The organism is uncultured Psychromonas sp. (assembly GCF_947489755.1).
Taxonomy (GTDB): Bacteria; Pseudomonadota; Gammaproteobacteria; order Enterobacterales; family Psychromonadaceae; genus Psychromonas.
Window position 1 is genome coordinate 103,770 of sequence record NZ_CANLFB010000006.1, and the last position, 18,537, is coordinate 122,306.

The following is an 18,537-nucleotide window of genomic DNA, read 5'->3' on the forward strand; positions in this document are numbered from 1 at the left end:
CTGGTTTTTAGTAAATAGAGCTTAAAATTACAGCGTAATTAGGGGTATAATCGCGCCACTTTCAAGACTCACGCTCACTCAACAGGATACAAGTCATGACTCAAGATGATAAGAAGAAAGCAGCCGCTTATGCAGCCTTAGAATACGTTGAAAAAGATACCATCATTGGTGTTGGTACAGGTTCAACGGTTAATCATTTTATTGATGCCCTAGCAACAATAAAAAATAGCATTGTAGGCGCAGTATCCAGTTCAGAAGCTTCAACTGATAAACTAAAATCATACGGCATCGAAGTATTTGATTTAAATGAAGTCTCTGAGTTAAGTGTTTATGTTGACGGAGCTGACGAAATTAACTCATATAATCACATGATTAAAGGCGGCGGTGCTGCGTTAACTCGTGAAAAGATTGTTTCAGCAGTCGCAGATAAATTTATCTGTATTGTTGATGACACTAAAAATGTTGATATTTTAGGTGACTTCCCTCTACCTGTTGAAGTGATTCCTATGGCACGTAGTTACGTAGCTCGTGAACTCGTTAAACTAGGCGGCGACCCTGTTTACAGAGAAGGTGTGATCACTGATAACGGTAATGTTATTTTAGACGTGCATAACTTAAAAATTGCTGAGCCATTAACACTAGAGAATCAAATAAATTCAATCGTCGGTGTTGTAACAAACGGTTTATTTGCAAACCGTGCTGCTGATGTTGTTTTAGTTGGCGCTGAAGATGGCGTTAAAACACTGAAATAATCTCAGTTAACACTCTATTTATGATCTATTTGCTTACTATTTAATAAAACTAAGTGAATAGATCAAACATTATGTAAATAATAGCAATGAAATTGTAATAAGTTGTTTCGATTTATAATATAAGAAACAACAGTCTCAGATTCCCAATTACAACTATTTTTGCTATTTTACAGGTACTAAAATCATTCTCAAAATTGCTGTCCATCCACCTTTAAATAAGGCTCAAGGAAATACAATGACTAAGTTTTCACTCAATAAAGACAAAATCAAAATTCTTCTTTTAGAAGGTTTACACCAGAGTTCAGTTGATACTTTTACTCAAGCTGGTTACAACAATATCGAAAGTATTAAAACATCGTTAAGTGAAGATGATTTAATCGAAAAAATTAAAGATGTTCATTTTATTGGTATTCGCTCGCGCTCTAACTTATCAGCAAAAGTATTAGCAGCAGCAGACAAACTAGTGGCAATTGGTTGTTTTTGTATTGGTACTAACCAAGTTGATTTAGCAGCAGCACAAGTAAAAGGTATTGCCGTTTTTAACGCACCTTTCTCAAATACACGAAGTGTTGCAGAGCTAGTACTTGGCCAAGCATTATTATTATTACGTGGTGTACCTGAGCGTAATGCTAAAGCGCATCGCGGTGAGTGGGATAAATCAGCAACGGCTTCATATGAAGCGCGTGGTAAAAATCTAGGTATTATTGGTTACGGCCATATCGGTACTCAGTTTGGTATTCTTGCTGAAGGTCTAGGCTTCAATGTTTCTTTCTACGATATCGAAAGTAAATTAACATTAGGTAACGCAACACAAGTTGCAACCATGAAAGAGTTATTAGAAAAGTCTGATGTAGTCAGTCTACATGTACCAGAAGTTGATTCTACAAAAAATATGATGGGCGCTAAAGAGTTTGCACAAATGAAAGACGGTGCCATTTTCATGAATGCAGCTCGTGGTACGGTGGTTGATATTCCTGCATTATGTGATGCATTACGTAACAAAAAATTATCTGGTGCAGCGGTTGATGTATTCCCAACTGAGCCTAAATCTAATAATGAAGAGTTTGAATCTCCATTACGTGAATTTGACAATGTTATCCTGACTCCTCATGTTGGTGGTAGCACACAAGAAGCACAAGAAAACATTGGTTATGAAGTTGCAGGTAAATTAGTGAAGTACTCTGATAACGGCTCTACATTGTCATCTAAAAACTTCCCTGAAGTCTCTTTACCACTTCATAAAAATGCAAGTCGTCTATTGCATATTCACCGCAACCAACCAGGTATCTTAACTAAGATCAACTTGGCGTTTGCTGATAACGATATCAATATCGCAGCACAATACTTACAAACTAATGAAAATATTGGTTATGTTGTTATTGATGTTAATAGTGAAGATGCAGATACTGCATTAGATAAACTAAAAGAAATTGAAGGTACAATCCGCGCTCGTTTATTAAACTAAACTTGTTGCCAGAATAATGCCAGATATAAAAAAGGGACTTATTAGTCCCTTTTTTATTTTGATTTATTTTCCCTTCAATACTAACTTACTTTCTATTCAATCTCTTCAACCTATTCATTCACAATGTTTATTTTTTTAATTTACATGACTCAGATTTAGATTAGTAAGCGATTACAAAGCATAATAATAAGTTAATCAATATCGTAAAATCCCCTGTAATTACAGCTCCAATAACAGCATTATAATGTCTAATCACCTTCTACATTAAAACTCACCTCTTATATTTAAGCATAATCAATACCTTATTTACTGAAGATCAATAAAAGTGTAATAAATCACAACAAATACCAGAATTAATTGAACTTATTACCTACAATTGAATAGTTGAAATAAAATTACTTATTATGGGAAATACCTGTGCCAATAAAATTCACTATCAAAACTAAACTTGTTACTACGTTATGCGTGCCATTATTGATTATGGCTGCTTTTTTCCTCTATTCACTGCTAGAAACAGAAAACTATGTTCTCGAAAAAGAAAGGGAAAATGTTAGTTTTCAATTAGGAAAAGAGCTTAATGAAGAACTTGAGGGACAGGTTGATACCCTTTCTTTTGCAATTACTGATTATTATGAACAATCTAAAATAGAGAATATCAAAAAAAGCTTAACCAAAGAAATGTCAGAATTCAGAACAATGATTGAAGGCATTTATAAAAATAGTCACTCAGAAATTGAAGCAGAAATAAGTATTTATGCCTTTTTAAATCAATATCATTGGAACGACGGTCGTTATCTATTTGCCTATAATGCTTCTTCTTATGTCAGTGTCGCCTACGGAAATGATTTAAATTACATAGGGACAAGTGGATTAGATAGCCTCAGCTCAGATGGTAAATATTATGTAAGAGACATTATCGCTGCGGCTCAAAAAGGTGATATAGGTTTTAGTCAATACTCTTACGTAAATCCAAATACCAATAAAAAAGAAGATAAAATAACGGCTTCGTTTTATTTTAAGCCTTTGAATATAGTGATCGCTAGTGGTGAGTATATTAGTACACTTAGAATGAATAATATCCAAAAAGCGCTGCATGCAGTAACCATCGCAAAATATGGGAAAAATGGCTATTTTTGGATCCAAGACAAAACAGGAAAAATTCTTGCCCATCCCAAAAAAGACGTTGTAGGTTCAACAATAGATAGCACAAGATTAGTTGTACAAAGCCTTAAAGGCAAAACAGAAGCAAATGTCAAAATAGTGTTTGAAAATCCAGTTACCAAAGAATATGAAAATAAAATAGCTTATGCTCGAAAAATATTCCCAGATTGGGGTTGGACTATAGTAACCGGTGCTTATGAGAGTGATATTATTGCTGTTCAAGAAAGTTTAACAAGTGTGACTGAAGATATTTTCGGTGAACAAGTTTACTCAGTGGTCATTACTTCAACAATATTAATTATTTTGTCATTTGTTATCGTTATTTGGATCATTAGCGCTATTGTTAAAAGCTTACTAGCATTAAAAGAGCGTATCGATACCTTATCAACGGGTGAAGCAGATTTAACATCACGTATTGCCATTGTTTATGATGATGAATTAGGTGATATCAGTCGTTCAGTGAATAACTTTATTATCTATCTACAATCGATGATGCTTGATATTTCCCAAGCGTCGGTACATATCACTAGAAGTACTGAACAACTTAATGATCAATCAATTAAAGTAAATAGTGCGCTATTAACGCATGCAAGTGAAACGGATCAAGTGGTCAGTGCCATTACAGAAATGAGTAGTACATCTGAAACGGTAGCTCAAAATGCAGCAGATACTTCACTCAATACACAAAAAGCAAACGATGAAGCTATCTTGTCTAAAACCATTGTGACAGAAGCATCAAATAGTGTGATAGCACTGGTAGATGAGGTTGACTCCGCGTCGGCAAGTATCAACACAATGAATGATAATACGCAGGAAATTATTAAAGCATTGAGTGTGATTGGTGAAATAGCAGATCAAACTAACTTACTCGCCTTGAATGCAGCGATAGAAGCAGCACGAGCAGGTGAACAAGGTCGAGGCTTTGCAGTGGTTGCAGATGAAGTCCGCTCATTAGCTGCACGTACTCAAACAAGCACAGCTGAAATAAATAAAATACTATCGACCCTAAGCAACGATGCAGAGAATGCGGTGGTCGCTATGGATGTCACCAGATCAAGCTGTCAACGTACTGCAGAAAATACAGCTCGCGTAACAGATAGCTTAGATAATATGACTAATTTCATTATTCATATTAACGATCTGAATACACAAATAGCAACAGCGTCAGAAGAACAAAGTGCAGTAACAGAAGAAGTTAATCGTAATATGACGAATATTAGCGAAATGGTACAAGAGCTAACAAGAAGTGGACAAGAGACACTTGATAGTACTCAAAACCTTGCTTCTGCAAACTCACAATTAGATTCATTAGTTAAAAAATTCAAACTAGAATAATATAACTAACCACCATTTAATCTCAGTGAAAAAAGTGGATATATTCAACTTAATCATTGCAGCATGAATTAAAATAAAAAGAGGCTAACTTACATTTAAGTTAGCCTCTTTTTTTATGCTTAACCTCAATTCTGGTTAATGGAAATACAATTTAATCGTTATATTTTTAATAGTCAGTGCAGTTAATTCAGTCTCATTCAAGACAAATTATTAAAATAATAGATGATTGGAAAATAGTGTAGTGCAGAACGCCCTTGAAATGACAGTGCTGTATTGCTTTGACTATCCGAAAATGAGATGACTTGTTTTAACAAATAAAATAGTTCAGTAAATTACTGTGGTTGGAGGTTTAGGTCAGCTTTTATCTGTTTATTTAAAACAAAAAAGGCCTGTAATAGATAGCTATTACAGGCCTTTTATTTGTAATCTTTAGTTATTATAAATACCAATAATACTTAGTATTTAACTTAATACTATTCAATACTAAACAAGTAATATCAAAATAACCTAGAGACTAACAATTAAAGAATAACAAGTTCTTTAGCAATGTTGCCACGTGTTGCATTTGAGTATGGGCAAACTAAGTCAGCTTTTTCTACTAACGCTTCTGCTTGTGCTTTATCCATATCACCTAGTGAGATAGAAAGCTTAACAGCGATCCCAAAACCACCTTCGATAGGACCGATAGAAACTTCAGAGTTAATGAACAAATCACTAGGAAGTGCTATTTTTTCAACACCAGCAACATGTTTAAGAGCACCGATGAAACATGCAGCATAACCAGCACCAAATAATTGCTCTGGGTTAGTACCTTGTCCATCATCACCACCTAAAGCTTTAGGAGTTGATAATTTAACATCTAAGCGACCATCATCAGATTTAGCGATACCTTCACGGCCACCAGTTGCTGTTGCTTTAGCTGTATAAGCGACTTCTTGTAATACATTCATAGTGAACTCCAAAATTTGTAATGATTGATAAATTTATTTTGTATACAAAATAATAATAGCGAAGATAAATAGTAATTGCAAATACTTTGCATGCAAATTAAAATCCTCTCTATAATAACAATAAGCAGAATATAAAATAAAATTTGAAGGGAATTGCTATGTCATTTGAACAGTTAAAATTAAAGCACCAACTGTGTCATCGTTTGTACATGGCATCCAATAGCATTGCCCGAGCATATCGAGAACCGCTTGCCAAGATTAACCTAACTTACCCACAATATGTCGTTATGATGGCTTTATGGGAGGAGGATAAAACAACCATTGCAGAACTTGTTGAAACAACGGCAATAGATGGTAGTGCAATGACTCAGATTCTAAAAAAAATGGTAGAAAAATTATTACTAGCGGTTGTTAAAGATGAAAAAGATCAACGAAAACGCCTTGTTCAACTAACAAAGACAGGCCAAGATCTAAAATTAAAGGCACTAAATATACCCGATGAAATACGCTGTAAATTTACGAGTATCAACTCAGATCAAGCGCTACAATTAATGCACTCTTTAGATTTAGTCATCCATGATTTAAGTAAAAAAGAAGAAGAGTAAGATAATTAACTGCTACCATTATTCATTTATGCCTATACTTATTGTCAGAAGAGCACCTATATCAGAAAAACTAAGCAGCAACTTTCCAAAAAGTATCTATTGTCATTAATTAGCTTCATCGATTAATTGACCATAATCTCGTTCTACTTTTGAGATTCGTAATTTAAAAGAATCATACCAAGATTGTCGTCCCATTTTTTGAGCTTCAATATGTTCGGTATTAGCCTTCCACTTTTTAATAGAATCTAAATCAGACCAATAAGAAACAGTAATACCGATACTTTCTCTTGCTGATTCAATCCCTAAAAATCCTACCTGTTGTTCGGCCAGCTCTGCCATTCTATCTGCCATTTGATTGTAACCATCATCCCCTTCTGTGCGAGTCGAAGTAAAAATAACAGCATAATAAGGGGGATGAGGTGTATTTGCGATAACAGACATAATGACTCCAGTAAATGATAGGTTTTGATGTTAAGCACTTTTATTTAGTCGTATTTTTAGCTGTTTTTCGATCAATACATCCAAGATCTTTATCTGGTGCAATAATATTTCTAACTAATTGCTTTAGCTCAGTAATTTCAGGAAAACCGCCCTTCTCTTTACGTGACCAAATCAGTATGCCATTAGCGAACATCTCAAATATTCCGCCCTCACCTGGTAATAAAGACACTTCGTCTAATTCATCCTCAAAGGTACTTAATAGTTCTTGAGCCATCCATGATGAACGCATTAACCAACGACATTTTTTACAATATTTAATTTCGATTTTATTCATAATAGTTAGCGACTCCAAATGTCTATTTCGCACATTAATAATAGAAAAGGTTAAGAGTGAAACAACTTCCTAGACTACATCTTAACTAAATCTAATGACATAAATTTACTATTAGGATCTTCTTTATAATCAGAAAAAGGAGCACAAAAACTAAATCCATGTTTTAGATACAAAGCATGTGCAGGTACAAAGTAATCCATTGCCCCCGTTTCAAGACTTAATCGATTCATACCCGATAGTTTTGCTTGCTCAATAATATGCATTAATAGTTTGGAAGCAACACCTTGGTTTTTATAAAGGCTTGATGTCCTCATCGATTTTATTTCCGCATGTTTTGGATCCAGTTTTTTAAAAGCGCCACATCCTGCTAATATTTGGCCATCCCAAATAGTCCAAAATTGCACAGAAGGATCTTTTAATGCTTCTAAATTAAGTGCATGTACACTTTCAGGCGGTGAAGTTGCCCTCATATCCTCTAGGTGCTCTTGAAGAAGAGAGAATATTTCATTTCCAGATAAATCATCCAATTTAATTTTCAACCAATCGCTCCTCATTTTAAATCAGCCAATTTAATTTCTCGTTAGTAAATGTCAAGTAATTCAACCTTTTACTAAAAATCTAGTAACGGCATAACAACCACTCGTAAAAAGTCAGAGCCACTTTTGGTATATAACCAAATTAAAGCGATTAAATTTAAAAATATAGTCACCTTAAAGCCCATTTGAAATTCTTCTTTTATCGACTTATGTCGTAATCGCTGTTGAGCATAAAAAGCGCCTGGCCACCCACCTAGTAAAGCAAAAAGGTGTAATGTACTTTCTTTGGTTCTCCAACGTCCACTTTGAGCAGAAGACTTATCAATAGCATAAGCAATATAGGCGATGATACTCATTACAACATAAAGCCCAATAACAATAATAGGGAGCTTGCCTATTACAGTAGAAGCAACTAGCACAACACAAAAAGCAATAGTGAATATATGAGTTACTGCTCTGCTACCGCTGCGTTTATTGTAGGTTTTCTTTCGTTTATTGGCTTCTCTTGCATCACTAGCAAATTGAACCTCAATCGCCTTGAATTTATTATTACTTTCTTTCACTAGCTCATAAATAATGACATCGCCATTGATAGGTCTTTTCGAACCATATTTGAATGATTTAATATGCACAAAAGCTCGCTGCCCGCCACCATTAGGCTCAACAAAACCAAAACCTTTATCATCATTCCAATTTAATACTTTACCTTGTAACTTCATATTTCCTCTAAATGTATTATTAGCACTTTATTTTATTCAACAACTGTCATTCTTTTGAATCTTAAATCAAAGCAGCATCATAATTGATATTTATATGGCATTACATAGGTAATGTCAGAAGATAGATGTTCGGAGAAAGAGGAAGTGATGATGAGTAAATGAAAGAGTAATAAACCCATAATAAATATCATGAAAGGCATAATAAGTAATCAATTTACTCACTAGATATTGTTACTATAAATAGCGCAATTATTTTAGTTGGCTTTATGGTTTAAATATTTATGTTTAATATCTTCAATTGATAATGGTTTACTGTAATAAAAACCTTGTAAGTAATGACAGTCTAAATTGATTAACGCTTGTTCAGTCTCTCTGTCCTCTATTCCCTCGGCAATGACTTCACACTCCAATTGCTTCGCTAAATAAATGATAGATTTAACAATCGCATAATCGGCTTTTTTAGTTAACATGCCGCTGACAAAAGAACGATCAATTTTAATCTGCTTAATAGAAAGCTCTCTTAATAGAGATAACGAAGAGAAACCAGTACCAAAATCATCAATGCTAAACTGGAACCCCATTGCGTTTAATGATGTGATCATAGTTTTAGCACCCTGAATATTAGTCATCATCGCGCTTTCAGTTATCTCAAAAATAATTACTTTGCTTATTGAAGGATCTTCTTTAAACAACTCGGCAACATATTCATAAAATGCATTACTTTTTAAGTCTTGTGCAGACAAGTTGATATGTAACGCACCTGTAAAACCAGCATTTTTTAGCTCTTTTAACTTTTTAATCGCTTCAATAACCACCCATTTAGTTACTGATAAGATCAAACTACTGCGCTCAGCTACCATGATGAAATCACTAGGGGAAAGAAAGCCACCATCAGGTTGAGGCCATCGAATCAATACTTCTAAGCCATGTTGTTGATTACTTTTAGTACAAATCAATGGTTGGAAAAATAATAAGAATTCATCCTGTTCAATAGCCTTCTTTATTTTGTTAACCATTAACAAAATCTCGCTTTCTCTATTACTTAACTCTGCATCATAAAAAACTAAAGTCTGACCCGATCTTTTCGCTTCATACATCGCTAAATCAGCATGCTTAACTAATTCATACATATCTACACTATCTTGTGGATAATGACTGACACCAATACTGAACTTCACATTAATTAACTGTTTATCGACTTTTAATGGTGATTTTACTGAGTTAGTAATTAAATCAATACACTGTTGCAATCCCTTTTCACTTTGATAAGTAGAAAGTATGGCAAACTCATCCCCAGCCAGACGGTATAAAGAGCCGTGCTCAGTCAGGTTAAACTTTAATGCATTGGCAGTCGCAATTAACAATTGATCGCCACAGTAATGACCAAATGAATCATTTACTTGTTTAAAATCGTTTAAATCAAGAAACAGTACCGAACATGGCGTTGATTGATTAATAATCTGAGAAAGATATCTAAAAAACATTTTACGGTTAGGTAAGCCAGTTAAAATATCGTGCTCAGCTTGATAACGCTGGTCTTCCACAGCCTGTTCAATAGTGACTAAACTGTTATAACTGAGCTTTATCACTAAATAAACAAATCCACCTCCACCAAACAAAATGCAAGCAACGATTGATACAAGTATTGAATCCAGCTGAAAATAAACAAAGTAATAAAGAATGCCGGCATAACCAACAATAAAGAGAATAATGAAGTAAAAAAGAAAGTACCAGGCTGAATTGTTGCTCTTTCGACAAATGTTTAATGTAGTCATTAAACTGGCTATTAATAGCCCTGTGCCAACAAAAATCATCGTAATAAAAAATTCGCTCACATAATCCCCTTAAGGCATTACTATTTAAACTTTTGACAGGTTAATAATTCTTTTATCAATACAAAGGCGTCATTTACGATGAAGTTTAAATATAAAAAATCGACGTTAAAGCAGAATTAAAAAGGTTAAAGGTAAAGTACACCCTAAGGAATAAATCATCAATCTAATACCTCTTATTGTTTGCTTAAAATCCAAATCATTTAGATATTACTTAATCAATAAACAAGATGAATCATTAGCAATCCAAGGACAATAACCAACCTACGAATGTAAAGTATTAGTTATAAATGAAAAAAGTGTTAATTCAGTTCAACTAAAATTTAACCATAGGTTTTTAAGGTAGGTATATAAGACAGGAATATATTTCCCCCTTTATCTAATAAAAAACATGGTAAATATAAAGAATAATACCGTGGCTAAAGCTATAAAAGTTTACAACAATAACGAGTGGTCGATTGATAATTTTTATGAGGATGTAATAAAATTGATGGTTTAAGGTCAGTGTAGGTTATTAGAAAAGACTGATAAATAAAGACAGTAAAATGAAAACCTACTCAGTTATGCACTTACTATTTGAATCTAAATTAAGCTAAATTAATCAATTCTTAATAAAAATCCAAGACAAACAACAAAAAGATCAAATTAAATGAATCATTAATCAAACAAAAGCGGTCTAATAGCTCATTATAGGTGGTTATATTGCCACTATTAAACTAAGCTTATTAACAATATTTTATATAGCAAAGCGCAGAAAAGTTATGTTTTTGTTTAGATTAAATAAGACAATTAAATAAATATAAAAAAACAAGCCGAATTAAGAAAGTATGAGAGCCCGCAATCGTTTTAATAATGAGTCGCTTTTATATTAGGTAACCTTAATTCTGGTTAATGAAAACAGAATTATATTTAAAATAATAAGGTTATCTTTTTTGACTAGTCAGCGGTGTTAGTTTTACGTAATTCAAGGTGTTCTATGAAGTAATAATGAGTTATTGAAAGATAATTTAACGCAGAAACCTGCGGAAAATAGCAAGGTTGTACCACTGCGTTTATCCAGAACTAAGGTTAGGTAATAAATACAACATAAATACTTATTAGTGATGCCTTTTACTTCATCAAATGAATAAATATCACTCGCCTTAATCTACTACCTTTAATAAAAATATTCTGGAGACCCCTAATGGATGATGGGTTACAAAATAACGACAAAAGAGAAAAGCTAGTTCGTGCTGGCGAAATGAATTCAATGCATTGGCTAATCGTATTACTTTCTGTTGTATTAACATTTAGTGCTTGGTATTACTCTCAATTTCAACAGTCACAGAAGCTTGAGATTCAATTTGAACGTGAAGCAGAAAAAGTCGTTAACTTAGTTAAAGAACGAATTACACTTTATGAAAATGTACTCTGGGGGGGCGTTGCTTATATAGACGCTGTCGATTCAGATATCACTTCTCAGCAATGGGCGACTTACTCAAAGAGCTTGCAGATAGATATCAATTATCCAGGTATAAACGGTTTTGGCATTATTCATAATGTACAACCTGAAGAATTAGATAACTACTTACAAAAACAGCATCAAGAAAGACCTGATTATAAAGTACACCCAACTCATGGCAATCCAGAATATTGGCCGATCACATTGGTTGAACCGCTAGTGTCAAACAAACAAGCGATTGGTTTAGATATCGCTTTTGAAAGTAATCGTTATTCATCAATCAAAAAAGCAAGAGACTCAGGTAAAGCATTATTAACGGCTCCCATTATCTTAGTACAAGATGATAAACAAACGCCGGGCTTTCTATTTTACACGCCATTTTATAAAAATGGCCTTAAACCCGAGAACATAAAACAACGCCGAAAATTAATTGAAGGTGTTACTTATGCCCCTTTTATTATGGAAAAATTAATGAAAGGAGCATTAGCGAAAGAAAACAGATATGTCAGTATTCAGATATCAGATGGTGCAGATTTACTATTTGATGACAGCGCAAGTGATGACAATTTAATGGTAGATCCATCTCCACTTTTTTCTGAAGATATTGACGTATCGATGTACGGACGCACTTGGATATTTTCAATTCAATCAAACATCAGCTTTAGACAAAATACCACTTTAAACCAATCTTCAATCATTCTTATCGGCGGTTTAATTATTGACTTCCTACTATTGGTATTGTTTTTATATTTATCAAAAGCCAATAGACAAGCATTAAAATATGCCGACAAAATGACGACTGAATTAAAAGAAAAAACCAAAAAACTAGAGAAATCTAATATTAATTTAGAAAAGTCTAATAGTGATTTAGAGCAGTTCTCCTATGTTGCATCACACGATCTGAAGTCACCGCTCAATGCAATCGAACAATTAGCGAGTTGGATAGAAGAAGACTGCGAAGATATATTGCCTGATGAATCTAAAGAGCATTTAGTGCTATTACGCCAGCGAAGCAAACGCATGTTAAAACTACTAGATGACCTATTAGATTATTCTCGCTTAAATTTGGCTACCGTTGCCAATGATAAAGTGAATTTAGCAGAGAAAGCTGAAGACATTCTTTCATTATTGGAGAGCAACGATAACTTTAACTGTATCGCCCCAAATATTGAGATAAACATTCCACAACTGCCATTTGAAATCGTATTAAGAAATTTAATTTCTAACTCAATAAAACATCACGATAAAAAAACAGGCCAAATCACTATCCACTATGCAGTCAAAGATAAGTTTCATCAAATATCGCTAGAAGATGATGGCCCAGGGATCCCTGAAGCATTCCATGATAAAGCAATGGAAATGTTTCAAACATTACAGTCACGAGACAAAGTTGAAGGAAGTGGCATGGGTCTTGCTATGATTAAACGAATAGTTGATCATTATCATGGAAGTGTCAATATTATATCAGATGGGAAACGCGGCACTAAAATAAATATTTTATGGCCACTCAACCCAGAACATGAATGATTGTATTTCACGATGTCACCATGAAACGAATAACCAGCAAAATTAGCGATAAAAACAATCATCTTATCAAAGATAAAAAACCAGATTAAAAGTCGTAATTAATGAAGGCTAATGAATGTGAAAAATGCAAATGAAATTACTTTGTTACTTGTAGAAGATGACGATATTGACGCAATGACAATTAAGCGTAGCTTCAAGAAACAAAATATTACTAACCCTGTAACGAGGGTATACGACGGTATCGAAGCGTTAGCATTGTTAAAAGACAAAAAAGTATCTCAACCATTGGTAATTATTCTTGATTTACAAATGCCAAGAATGGGAGGAATAGAATTTTTACAAACATTACGAGCAGACCCTTTGCTATCAGACTTAGTTGTTTTTGTATTGACGACGTCCAAAGCTAAATCAGATATCGCATCTAGTTATGGTGAACATATCGCAGGTTACTTTGTCAAAGGAGAAACCGGAGAGAGATTTTCAGGGCTGGTTAATATGTTAAAAAACTATTTTGAAATCGTGCATTTAAACGAAGAATAAAAACTAAAATAATAATGATCATAGATCAATGTTAGGATTTAAGGATATGGTAGTGATATGAACATACTCATTGTTGATGACGATAGAATCGATAGAGAAACGATCGTCAGAGCATTAAGCCGAAGCGATATTTTATGTAATATTACACAAGTTGATATGGTTGATCGGGCACTTGAAGTATTAGCACATACCGCATTTGATGTTGTGTTACTCGATTATAACTTGCCACAACGTAACGGTATTGAGCTATTAATTGAATTAAAAAGCATGCCAGCGAAAGAAAATACCGTTGTCATCATGATGAGCACCTCAAAAGAAGATAAATTAGCAATCAGCAGCATTAATGCGGGTGCGCAAGACTTCTTAGTGAAGACGGAGATCAATGCTTTTAGATTACAAAGAGCAATCGCTAACGCCCAAGTGCGCGCATCCTTAGAAAAAGAACTACTTCGCAGCCATCAACGTACTAAAGAACTAGCAGAACGAGATAATCTAACTGGTTTAGCTAACCGCTATTACTTTGACGAGTCCTTATGTCACGAAATAAAAAAACAACAAAGAGAGCAGAGTAACCTCGCCCTTCTACTAATAGATTTAGATTACTTTAAGTTTGTTAATGATAACTACGGACATGATATAGGCGATCAATTACTCATTGCAGTGACAAAACGTATCACCAGTTGTTTACGTGGCAGTGAACTATTTGCTCGTTTAGGCGGAGATGAATTTGCCATCACACTCACGAATTTAGAGTCTGCTTTCAGCGCCAGCAACGTGGCTAAAAGAATAATAGAATCACTACAAAAACCTTTTGAAATAGGCTCTCATATAATCTCTTCAGGAGCGAGTATTGGTATCGCATTATGCCCAAGCGACAGCACCAACGTTAAAGAACTCTTTAAATATGCAGATATTGCGATGTATCGTTCTAAAAGTGATGGTCGTAATCAATTTTGTTTTTTCGAAGCTAAAATGCAAGAAATATTTTTAGAAAATTTCTTAATTGAAAATCAATTACGACATGCGCTAACAAACAATGACTTTTACTTACTCTATCAACCTGTAATTAGCTCAAAAAGCGGTAAAATAATCGGTGTTGAAGCATTGATACGCTTTGATATCGAAGGCTTGAGCCAGCGACCTGATATATTCATTCCCGTGGCGGAAAAATCGAGACTAATTATAGACATCGGACGTTGGGTTATAACTGAAGCAGTTAAACAGCTGAGTGCTTGGCAGGGAAAACAAGGCTCAACATTGACGATGTCGATCAACTTATCCTCAATCCAATTAACCGATGAAGGATTAATTGAGCATATAAAATCGACCTTAATAGCGCACCATATAGATGCCTCACAAATTGAGTTTGAATTAACTGAAACCGCTTTATTAGTTGAACAAGAAAACAGCACTAAAATGATTCACAACATTAGTCATTTAGGATGTAAAATTTCATTAGATGATTTTGGGACGGGCTTCTCTTCTATTTCACATCTACACCGTTTTCCAATTAATACGGTTAAAGTCGATAAAAGCCTAATGCCAAGCGCCTTACCTAAGGATAATACTAAACCTTTTTTAACCGGCTTAGTGGTTATGATTCAATCCTTAGAACTAGATGTTATTGCTGAGGGTATTGAGACAGAAATCGATCTCAACCTCTGCTTAAAGCTAGGTGTAAATAAAATGCAAGGTTATTACTTTGATAAGCCGCTTTCAGTCAATGAATTAGAAAATCGTTATTTTTAAGCTGCTTAAAAAGCCTAAATGAAACACGGTTATCACTAACAAAATGGTATAACATTAATCACGGCCGTCATAACCCGATCAGAAAAGTAGAAAATGATAGCCGTATTGAACATCGTTTAAAGTATTTAAATTCAATACTTTATTCTGATACTCACTACCAATAATAAACCGTTATCACCTTATTTTACAATCTGAGTGGTGATATGGTTTTCCAGCCATCATTGCTCATTTCTGCTAATGCAAATTTAAAAGCATAGTCTAACTGCCCTGTCTTCATCCTCAAATCAGTTGCCACTAATTGCCCTTCAATATTTTCTAAACGAATAAAGCCATTAGTAAACCAATCCAAAGAAGTTAATGCAGGTGGGTAAACATCGAGTTGGCCATAACCTAAATCTTGTTTTACCGATATCGTAGCAGTGCTTGCCAGTACATTCACCTCCACATTGTAATAAACGCCATTATCAACCACGATAGCGCCCCACCAATTAAGATTTGGATATAATGGTGAAATAAATATTTTATCGTGCACTATATTATTAACCTGTAGGACAGCCTCTACTCTTTTTTGAACCTGAGTTTGTAGGAATAAACCTAACAGCAAATAACCACTGCTTAGTATTAAACCAATTTGATTAATACCTCTCGCTTTAGCTTTCTTTTCATTATCGCCATTTCGCCAGAGATAAACGCAGCCAACTAATAAAGGCAGTGTATACAAAGGGTCAACCGCAAAAATAGAAGCAATAGAGAGAGGGTGAACCGTTAGCGGCCAAAATAACTGCGTACCATAACTGGTGAAGGCATCAAGCATCGGGTGAGTCACTAAAGGTAAACAGCACAACCAAAATAAACGTTGATTAGAAATAACCCTTTTTGTAAATTTTCTTTTCAAGCAGATTTTTAAGAAACCAAAACAGAGAAAAGCAAAAGGGAACAAAACAAACAATGAATGTGAAAAACTACGATGTTCGATAAAACGAGTTACAGCATCACTTGCAGGTAATAACACATCTAAATCAGGCAATGTCGCAAGCACAGCACCAATAACAAGTGTACTACGCCCCAACTGTTTATGCGCAATAACCGCTGCGAGACTACTACCTAATACAATTTGACTAACTGAATCCATCAATATCCTTTAATCGTATATATGAATATAAAAAAGCATATGACGTGCATGTAAAAGCGTTTGAAATATACCGATAATTATCCGCTAAGAAGACCGTCTATTTTTGATAAAAATTTCAACCTCACTGTAATCAACTGTATTTAAGTGAATTCAATTCTGCTTAATGAAAGCGGCATTATATTTAACATCATAGGGTTATATTTTTGACTAGTCAGTGCCGTTAGCTTTGCCTAGCTCAAGGCGAATTATTGAAGCAATAACGGGTTATTGAGAGATAATTTAACGCAGAAATCCACGGAAATAGCGGTGTTGTATCGCTTTGCTTATCCAGAATTGAGGTGAAGTACATTCAAGTGCATCGAACTGTAGCCAATTGTCTCTATACCTTCATCTCATTAGGCCTTGCTTCAGGCACAAAAAAGCAAACCGAAGTTTGCTTTATAGAATGAGTTAACTGTTTTTAATTCTAAGCAGCTACTATGCTTCCTGTTAAAAGCTCCCATCGAATGGACGTAAATCACATTCATGCGTCCATGTTGATTTAGGCTGTTGGCAAAGCCCTATATACACATCTGCAATATCTTCTGGTTTCATCATTTTGTTAGGATCTAGACTATGTAATGAACGGCTATTATCAGTATCAATGATGCCATCCAATATACTATGAACAACATGCATACCTTGAGGTTGAAACTCACGCGCAAGTGACTGTGTTAAGCCTCTCAACGCAAACTTAGCCGATGAGAAAGCGGAAAATTTAGCACTACCACGTAAACTAGCCGTTGCTCCCGAAACAATAAACGTACCACCACCATTATCAACCATTGGTTGCATCAATGATTTAGCTAATACAAAAGCAGATAACGCCATACTACGCCAGCAAGCTTCAAAATCACCACTCGTTGTTTCAGCTAAAGGTTTAATAACTAGCTGCGCCGTATTATGAATAACGACTTTAGGCACACCATGTTCTTTTATTAAGGCTTCTATTACCCCCTTCGTTGCTTGCTCATCAGTTAAATCAACAACACGAATATCAAAATCCGTTTTTAAGGGGAGCGAACGATTTAAACCAACAACCTTATAGCCATTTTTTTCGAAGCGGCTTAACAATGTGTGCCCTAAACCAGAGCCTGCGCCAGCAATTATTGCCAATGGAAGAGATTGAGTCATATAAAGCCTTATAGGTGAGTAATGGTTCATTCACTTTAGCTATCTACTAAAAGATAGTCTAGTAAAAAATAACTTTATAGAAATGACTACGAGACGGTACTGACAGTGTGAAATCTAATAAAATGCCAACGTTCAAAGAAACAGAACCTAATTCTTTTATATTAAACAATACAACTCAGTTTAATAACGAAGGCTCTGATATTAACGCCAAGAGATAAAGTTTATCAATAATGTTCCGTCTATTTTACTCAGGAAAACCAGGTACTTTATTAGTAGTGCTTAATCCCGCTTTATGCCATTCAGTTTGTTCGGCACAGAATATTTGAGCATCTAATGTTTTAACCGATTCTTCATTTAAACTACCTGCAGGGACGATTAAAGACGTCTCACCTTGCGTTACAAAAGGTAATCCAGAGCCACAATTTTCACAGAAAGCTTGAGTAAAAGTACGTTCAGGGTGGTCGTAACGTTTTATTTTATCTACTCCACTGACCCAATTAATATTATCTGGTGACGTGAATAAATTAGCGGCATGCGCACTACCCGTTAATTTTCTGCATTGTTCGCAATGACAAAAGAAAAAGTCACTAAAGTTATCTTCAACGGTAAAAGTAACGTCGCCACAGCAGCAACCTCCTGTAATAATCTTAACCATAATCCCACCTATATCCTGCAAATTATTAAGTAAATTGCTCAAGTAAATAAGACTAAACATACCATTATATCAATCGGATAAAAACTGTTCGCGGCAGTTCACTATTAATAGTAAAGCTGTCTAATTCTTCTAATTACTTTTACATGGCACTTCTAAGCATCCGATTTTATTTTTAGTCCGGTTCATTAAC

The 18,537-nt window shown here is 34.6% G+C and carries 16 protein-coding genes; 7 read left to right on the top strand and 9 right to left on the bottom strand.

Going from position 1 to position 18,537, the window contains the following annotated elements; genetic code table 11:
• Nucleotides 1-95: 95 nt before the first annotated feature.
• The 3 genes from rpiA to Q0794_RS05165 all read left to right on the top strand — a co-directional run bounded on the left by rpiA (nt 96) and on the right by Q0794_RS05165 (nt 4,713).
• Nucleotides 96-752: a ribose-5-phosphate isomerase RpiA gene (gene rpiA / locus Q0794_RS05155; protein ID WP_298940656.1), complete on the top strand. Its 657-nt coding sequence runs from the start codon at nt 96-98 to the stop codon at nt 750-752.
• Between the two features lie 235 nt (nt 753-987).
• Nucleotides 988-2,217, top strand: coding sequence for a phosphoglycerate dehydrogenase (gene serA / locus Q0794_RS05160; protein WP_298940657.1), 1,230 nt, complete (start codon nt 988-990; stop codon nt 2,215-2,217).
• A 417-nt stretch (nt 2,218-2,634) separates the two neighbouring features.
• The gene (locus tag Q0794_RS05165; protein ID WP_366522510.1) at nt 2,635-4,713 is read left to right on the top strand and encodes a methyl-accepting chemotaxis protein; all 2,079 of its coding nucleotides are present in this window, start codon (nt 2,635-2,637) and stop codon (nt 4,711-4,713) included.
• A gap of 521 nt (nt 4,714-5,234) precedes the next feature.
• On the opposite strand, the gene Q0794_RS05170 is transcribed toward Q0794_RS05165, so the two are convergent.
• Nucleotides 5,235-5,663 (bottom strand): organic hydroperoxide resistance protein, encoded by a 429-nt coding sequence (locus Q0794_RS05170; protein WP_298940658.1) that lies wholly within the window; start codon nt 5,661-5,663, stop codon nt 5,235-5,237.
• Between the two features lie 158 nt (nt 5,664-5,821).
• On the opposite strand from Q0794_RS05170, the gene Q0794_RS05175 reads away from it, so the two are divergent.
• The gene (locus tag Q0794_RS05175) at nt 5,822-6,268 is read left to right on the top strand and encodes a MarR family transcriptional regulator (protein WP_298940660.1); all 447 of its coding nucleotides are present in this window, start codon (nt 5,822-5,824) and stop codon (nt 6,266-6,268) included.
• A gap of 105 nt (nt 6,269-6,373) precedes the next feature.
• Here Q0794_RS05175 and Q0794_RS05180 read toward each other — a convergent pair whose 3' ends face one another.
• The 5 genes from Q0794_RS05180 to Q0794_RS05200 form a co-directional block, all read right to left on the bottom strand.
• The gene (locus Q0794_RS05180; RefSeq protein WP_298940661.1) at nt 6,374-6,709 is read right to left on the bottom strand and encodes an antibiotic biosynthesis monooxygenase; all 336 of its coding nucleotides are present in this window, start codon (nt 6,707-6,709) and stop codon (nt 6,374-6,376) included.
• A 40-nt stretch (nt 6,710-6,749) separates the two neighbouring features.
• Complete coding sequence (locus Q0794_RS05185; protein WP_298940662.1) at nt 6,750-7,043, bottom strand: SelT/SelW/SelH family protein; 294 nt, start codon at nt 7,041-7,043, stop codon at nt 6,750-6,752.
• Nucleotides 7,044-7,117: 74 nt separating this feature from the next.
• The gene (locus Q0794_RS05190) at nt 7,118-7,597 is read right to left on the bottom strand and encodes a GNAT family N-acetyltransferase (protein WP_298940663.1); all 480 of its coding nucleotides are present in this window, start codon (nt 7,595-7,597) and stop codon (nt 7,118-7,120) included.
• 56 nt (nt 7,598-7,653) lie between these two features.
• Nucleotides 7,654-8,298, bottom strand: coding sequence for a cold shock and DUF1294 domain-containing protein (locus tag Q0794_RS05195; protein WP_298940664.1), 645 nt, complete (start codon nt 8,296-8,298; stop codon nt 7,654-7,656).
• Between the two features lie 254 nt (nt 8,299-8,552).
• Nucleotides 8,553-10,133: an EAL domain-containing protein gene (locus Q0794_RS05200; protein WP_298940665.1), complete on the bottom strand. Its 1,581-nt coding sequence runs from the start codon at nt 10,131-10,133 to the stop codon at nt 8,553-8,555.
• A gap of 1,180 nt (nt 10,134-11,313) precedes the next feature.
• Here Q0794_RS05200 and Q0794_RS05205 point away from each other — a divergent pair.
• The 3 genes from Q0794_RS05205 (at nt 11,314) to Q0794_RS05215 (ending at nt 15,387) form a co-directional block, all read left to right on the top strand.
• Nucleotides 11,314-13,098 (top strand): CHASE domain-containing protein, encoded by a 1,785-nt coding sequence (locus tag Q0794_RS05205; RefSeq protein WP_298940666.1) that lies wholly within the window; start codon nt 11,314-11,316, stop codon nt 13,096-13,098.
• Between the two features lie 111 nt (nt 13,099-13,209).
• Nucleotides 13,210-13,638: a response regulator gene (locus tag Q0794_RS05210; protein ID WP_298940668.1), complete on the top strand. Its 429-nt coding sequence runs from the start codon at nt 13,210-13,212 to the stop codon at nt 13,636-13,638.
• Nucleotides 13,639-13,695: 57 nt separating this feature from the next.
• The gene (locus Q0794_RS05215; RefSeq protein ID WP_298940669.1) at nt 13,696-15,387 is read left to right on the top strand and encodes a GGDEF domain-containing response regulator; all 1,692 of its coding nucleotides are present in this window, start codon (nt 13,696-13,698) and stop codon (nt 15,385-15,387) included.
• 184 nt (nt 15,388-15,571) lie between these two features.
• Here Q0794_RS05215 and Q0794_RS05220 read toward each other — a convergent pair whose 3' ends face one another.
• The 3 genes from Q0794_RS05220 to Q0794_RS05230 all read right to left on the bottom strand — a co-directional run bounded on the left by Q0794_RS05220 (nt 15,572) and on the right by Q0794_RS05230 (nt 18,347).
• A complete protein-coding gene (locus Q0794_RS05220; protein WP_298940670.1) occupies nt 15,572-16,519 on the bottom strand; it encodes a metal-dependent hydrolase in 948 nt (315 codons plus the stop codon).
• A 489-nt stretch (nt 16,520-17,008) separates the two neighbouring features.
• Complete coding sequence (locus tag Q0794_RS05225) at nt 17,009-17,692, bottom strand: SDR family NAD(P)-dependent oxidoreductase (RefSeq protein ID WP_298940672.1); 684 nt, start codon at nt 17,690-17,692, stop codon at nt 17,009-17,011.
• A 244-nt stretch (nt 17,693-17,936) separates the two neighbouring features.
• Nucleotides 17,937-18,347 carry a GFA family protein gene (locus Q0794_RS05230; RefSeq protein ID WP_298940674.1) on the bottom strand — a complete coding sequence of 137 codons (411 nt, stop codon included), beginning with the start codon at nt 18,345-18,347 and terminating at the stop codon, nt 17,937-17,939.
• Nucleotides 18,348-18,537: the final 190 nt, after the last annotated feature.

Excerpts from the sequence above, each read along its gene's own strand:
- rpiA (WP_298940656.1), top strand. The coding sequence starts at position 96 with ATGACTCAAGATGATAAGAAGAAAGCAGCCGCTTATGCAGCCTTAGAA.
- serA (WP_298940657.1), top strand. The coding sequence starts at position 988 with ATGACTAAGTTTTCACTCAATAAAGACAAAATCAAAATTCTTCTTTTA.
- Q0794_RS05170 (WP_298940658.1), bottom strand. The coding sequence starts at position 5,663 with ATGAATGTATTACAAGAAGTCGCTTATACAGCTAAAGCAACAGCAACT.
- Q0794_RS05175 (WP_298940660.1), top strand. The coding sequence starts at position 5,822 with ATGTCATTTGAACAGTTAAAATTAAAGCACCAACTGTGTCATCGTTTG.
- Q0794_RS05180 (WP_298940661.1), bottom strand. The coding sequence starts at position 6,709 with ATGTCTGTTATCGCAAATACACCTCATCCCCCTTATTATGCTGTTATT.
- Q0794_RS05185 (WP_298940662.1), bottom strand. The coding sequence starts at position 7,043 with ATGAATAAAATCGAAATTAAATATTGTAAAAAATGTCGTTGGTTAATG.
- Q0794_RS05190 (WP_298940663.1), bottom strand. The coding sequence starts at position 7,597 with ATGAGGAGCGATTGGTTGAAAATTAAATTGGATGATTTATCTGGAAAT.
- Q0794_RS05195 (WP_298940664.1), bottom strand. The coding sequence starts at position 8,298 with ATGAAGTTACAAGGTAAAGTATTAAATTGGAATGATGATAAAGGTTTT.
- Q0794_RS05205 (WP_298940666.1), top strand. The coding sequence starts at position 11,314 with ATGGATGATGGGTTACAAAATAACGACAAAAGAGAAAAGCTAGTTCGT.
- Q0794_RS05210 (WP_298940668.1), top strand. The coding sequence starts at position 13,210 with ATGAATGTGAAAAATGCAAATGAAATTACTTTGTTACTTGTAGAAGAT.
- Q0794_RS05215 (WP_298940669.1), top strand. The coding sequence starts at position 13,696 with ATGAACATACTCATTGTTGATGACGATAGAATCGATAGAGAAACGATC.
- Q0794_RS05220 (WP_298940670.1), bottom strand. The coding sequence starts at position 16,519 with ATGGATTCAGTTAGTCAAATTGTATTAGGTAGTAGTCTCGCAGCGGTT.
- Q0794_RS05225 (WP_298940672.1), bottom strand. The coding sequence starts at position 17,692 with ATGACTCAATCTCTTCCATTGGCAATAATTGCTGGCGCAGGCTCTGGT.
- Q0794_RS05230 (WP_298940674.1), bottom strand. The coding sequence starts at position 18,347 with ATGGTTAAGATTATTACAGGAGGTTGCTGCTGTGGCGACGTTACTTTT.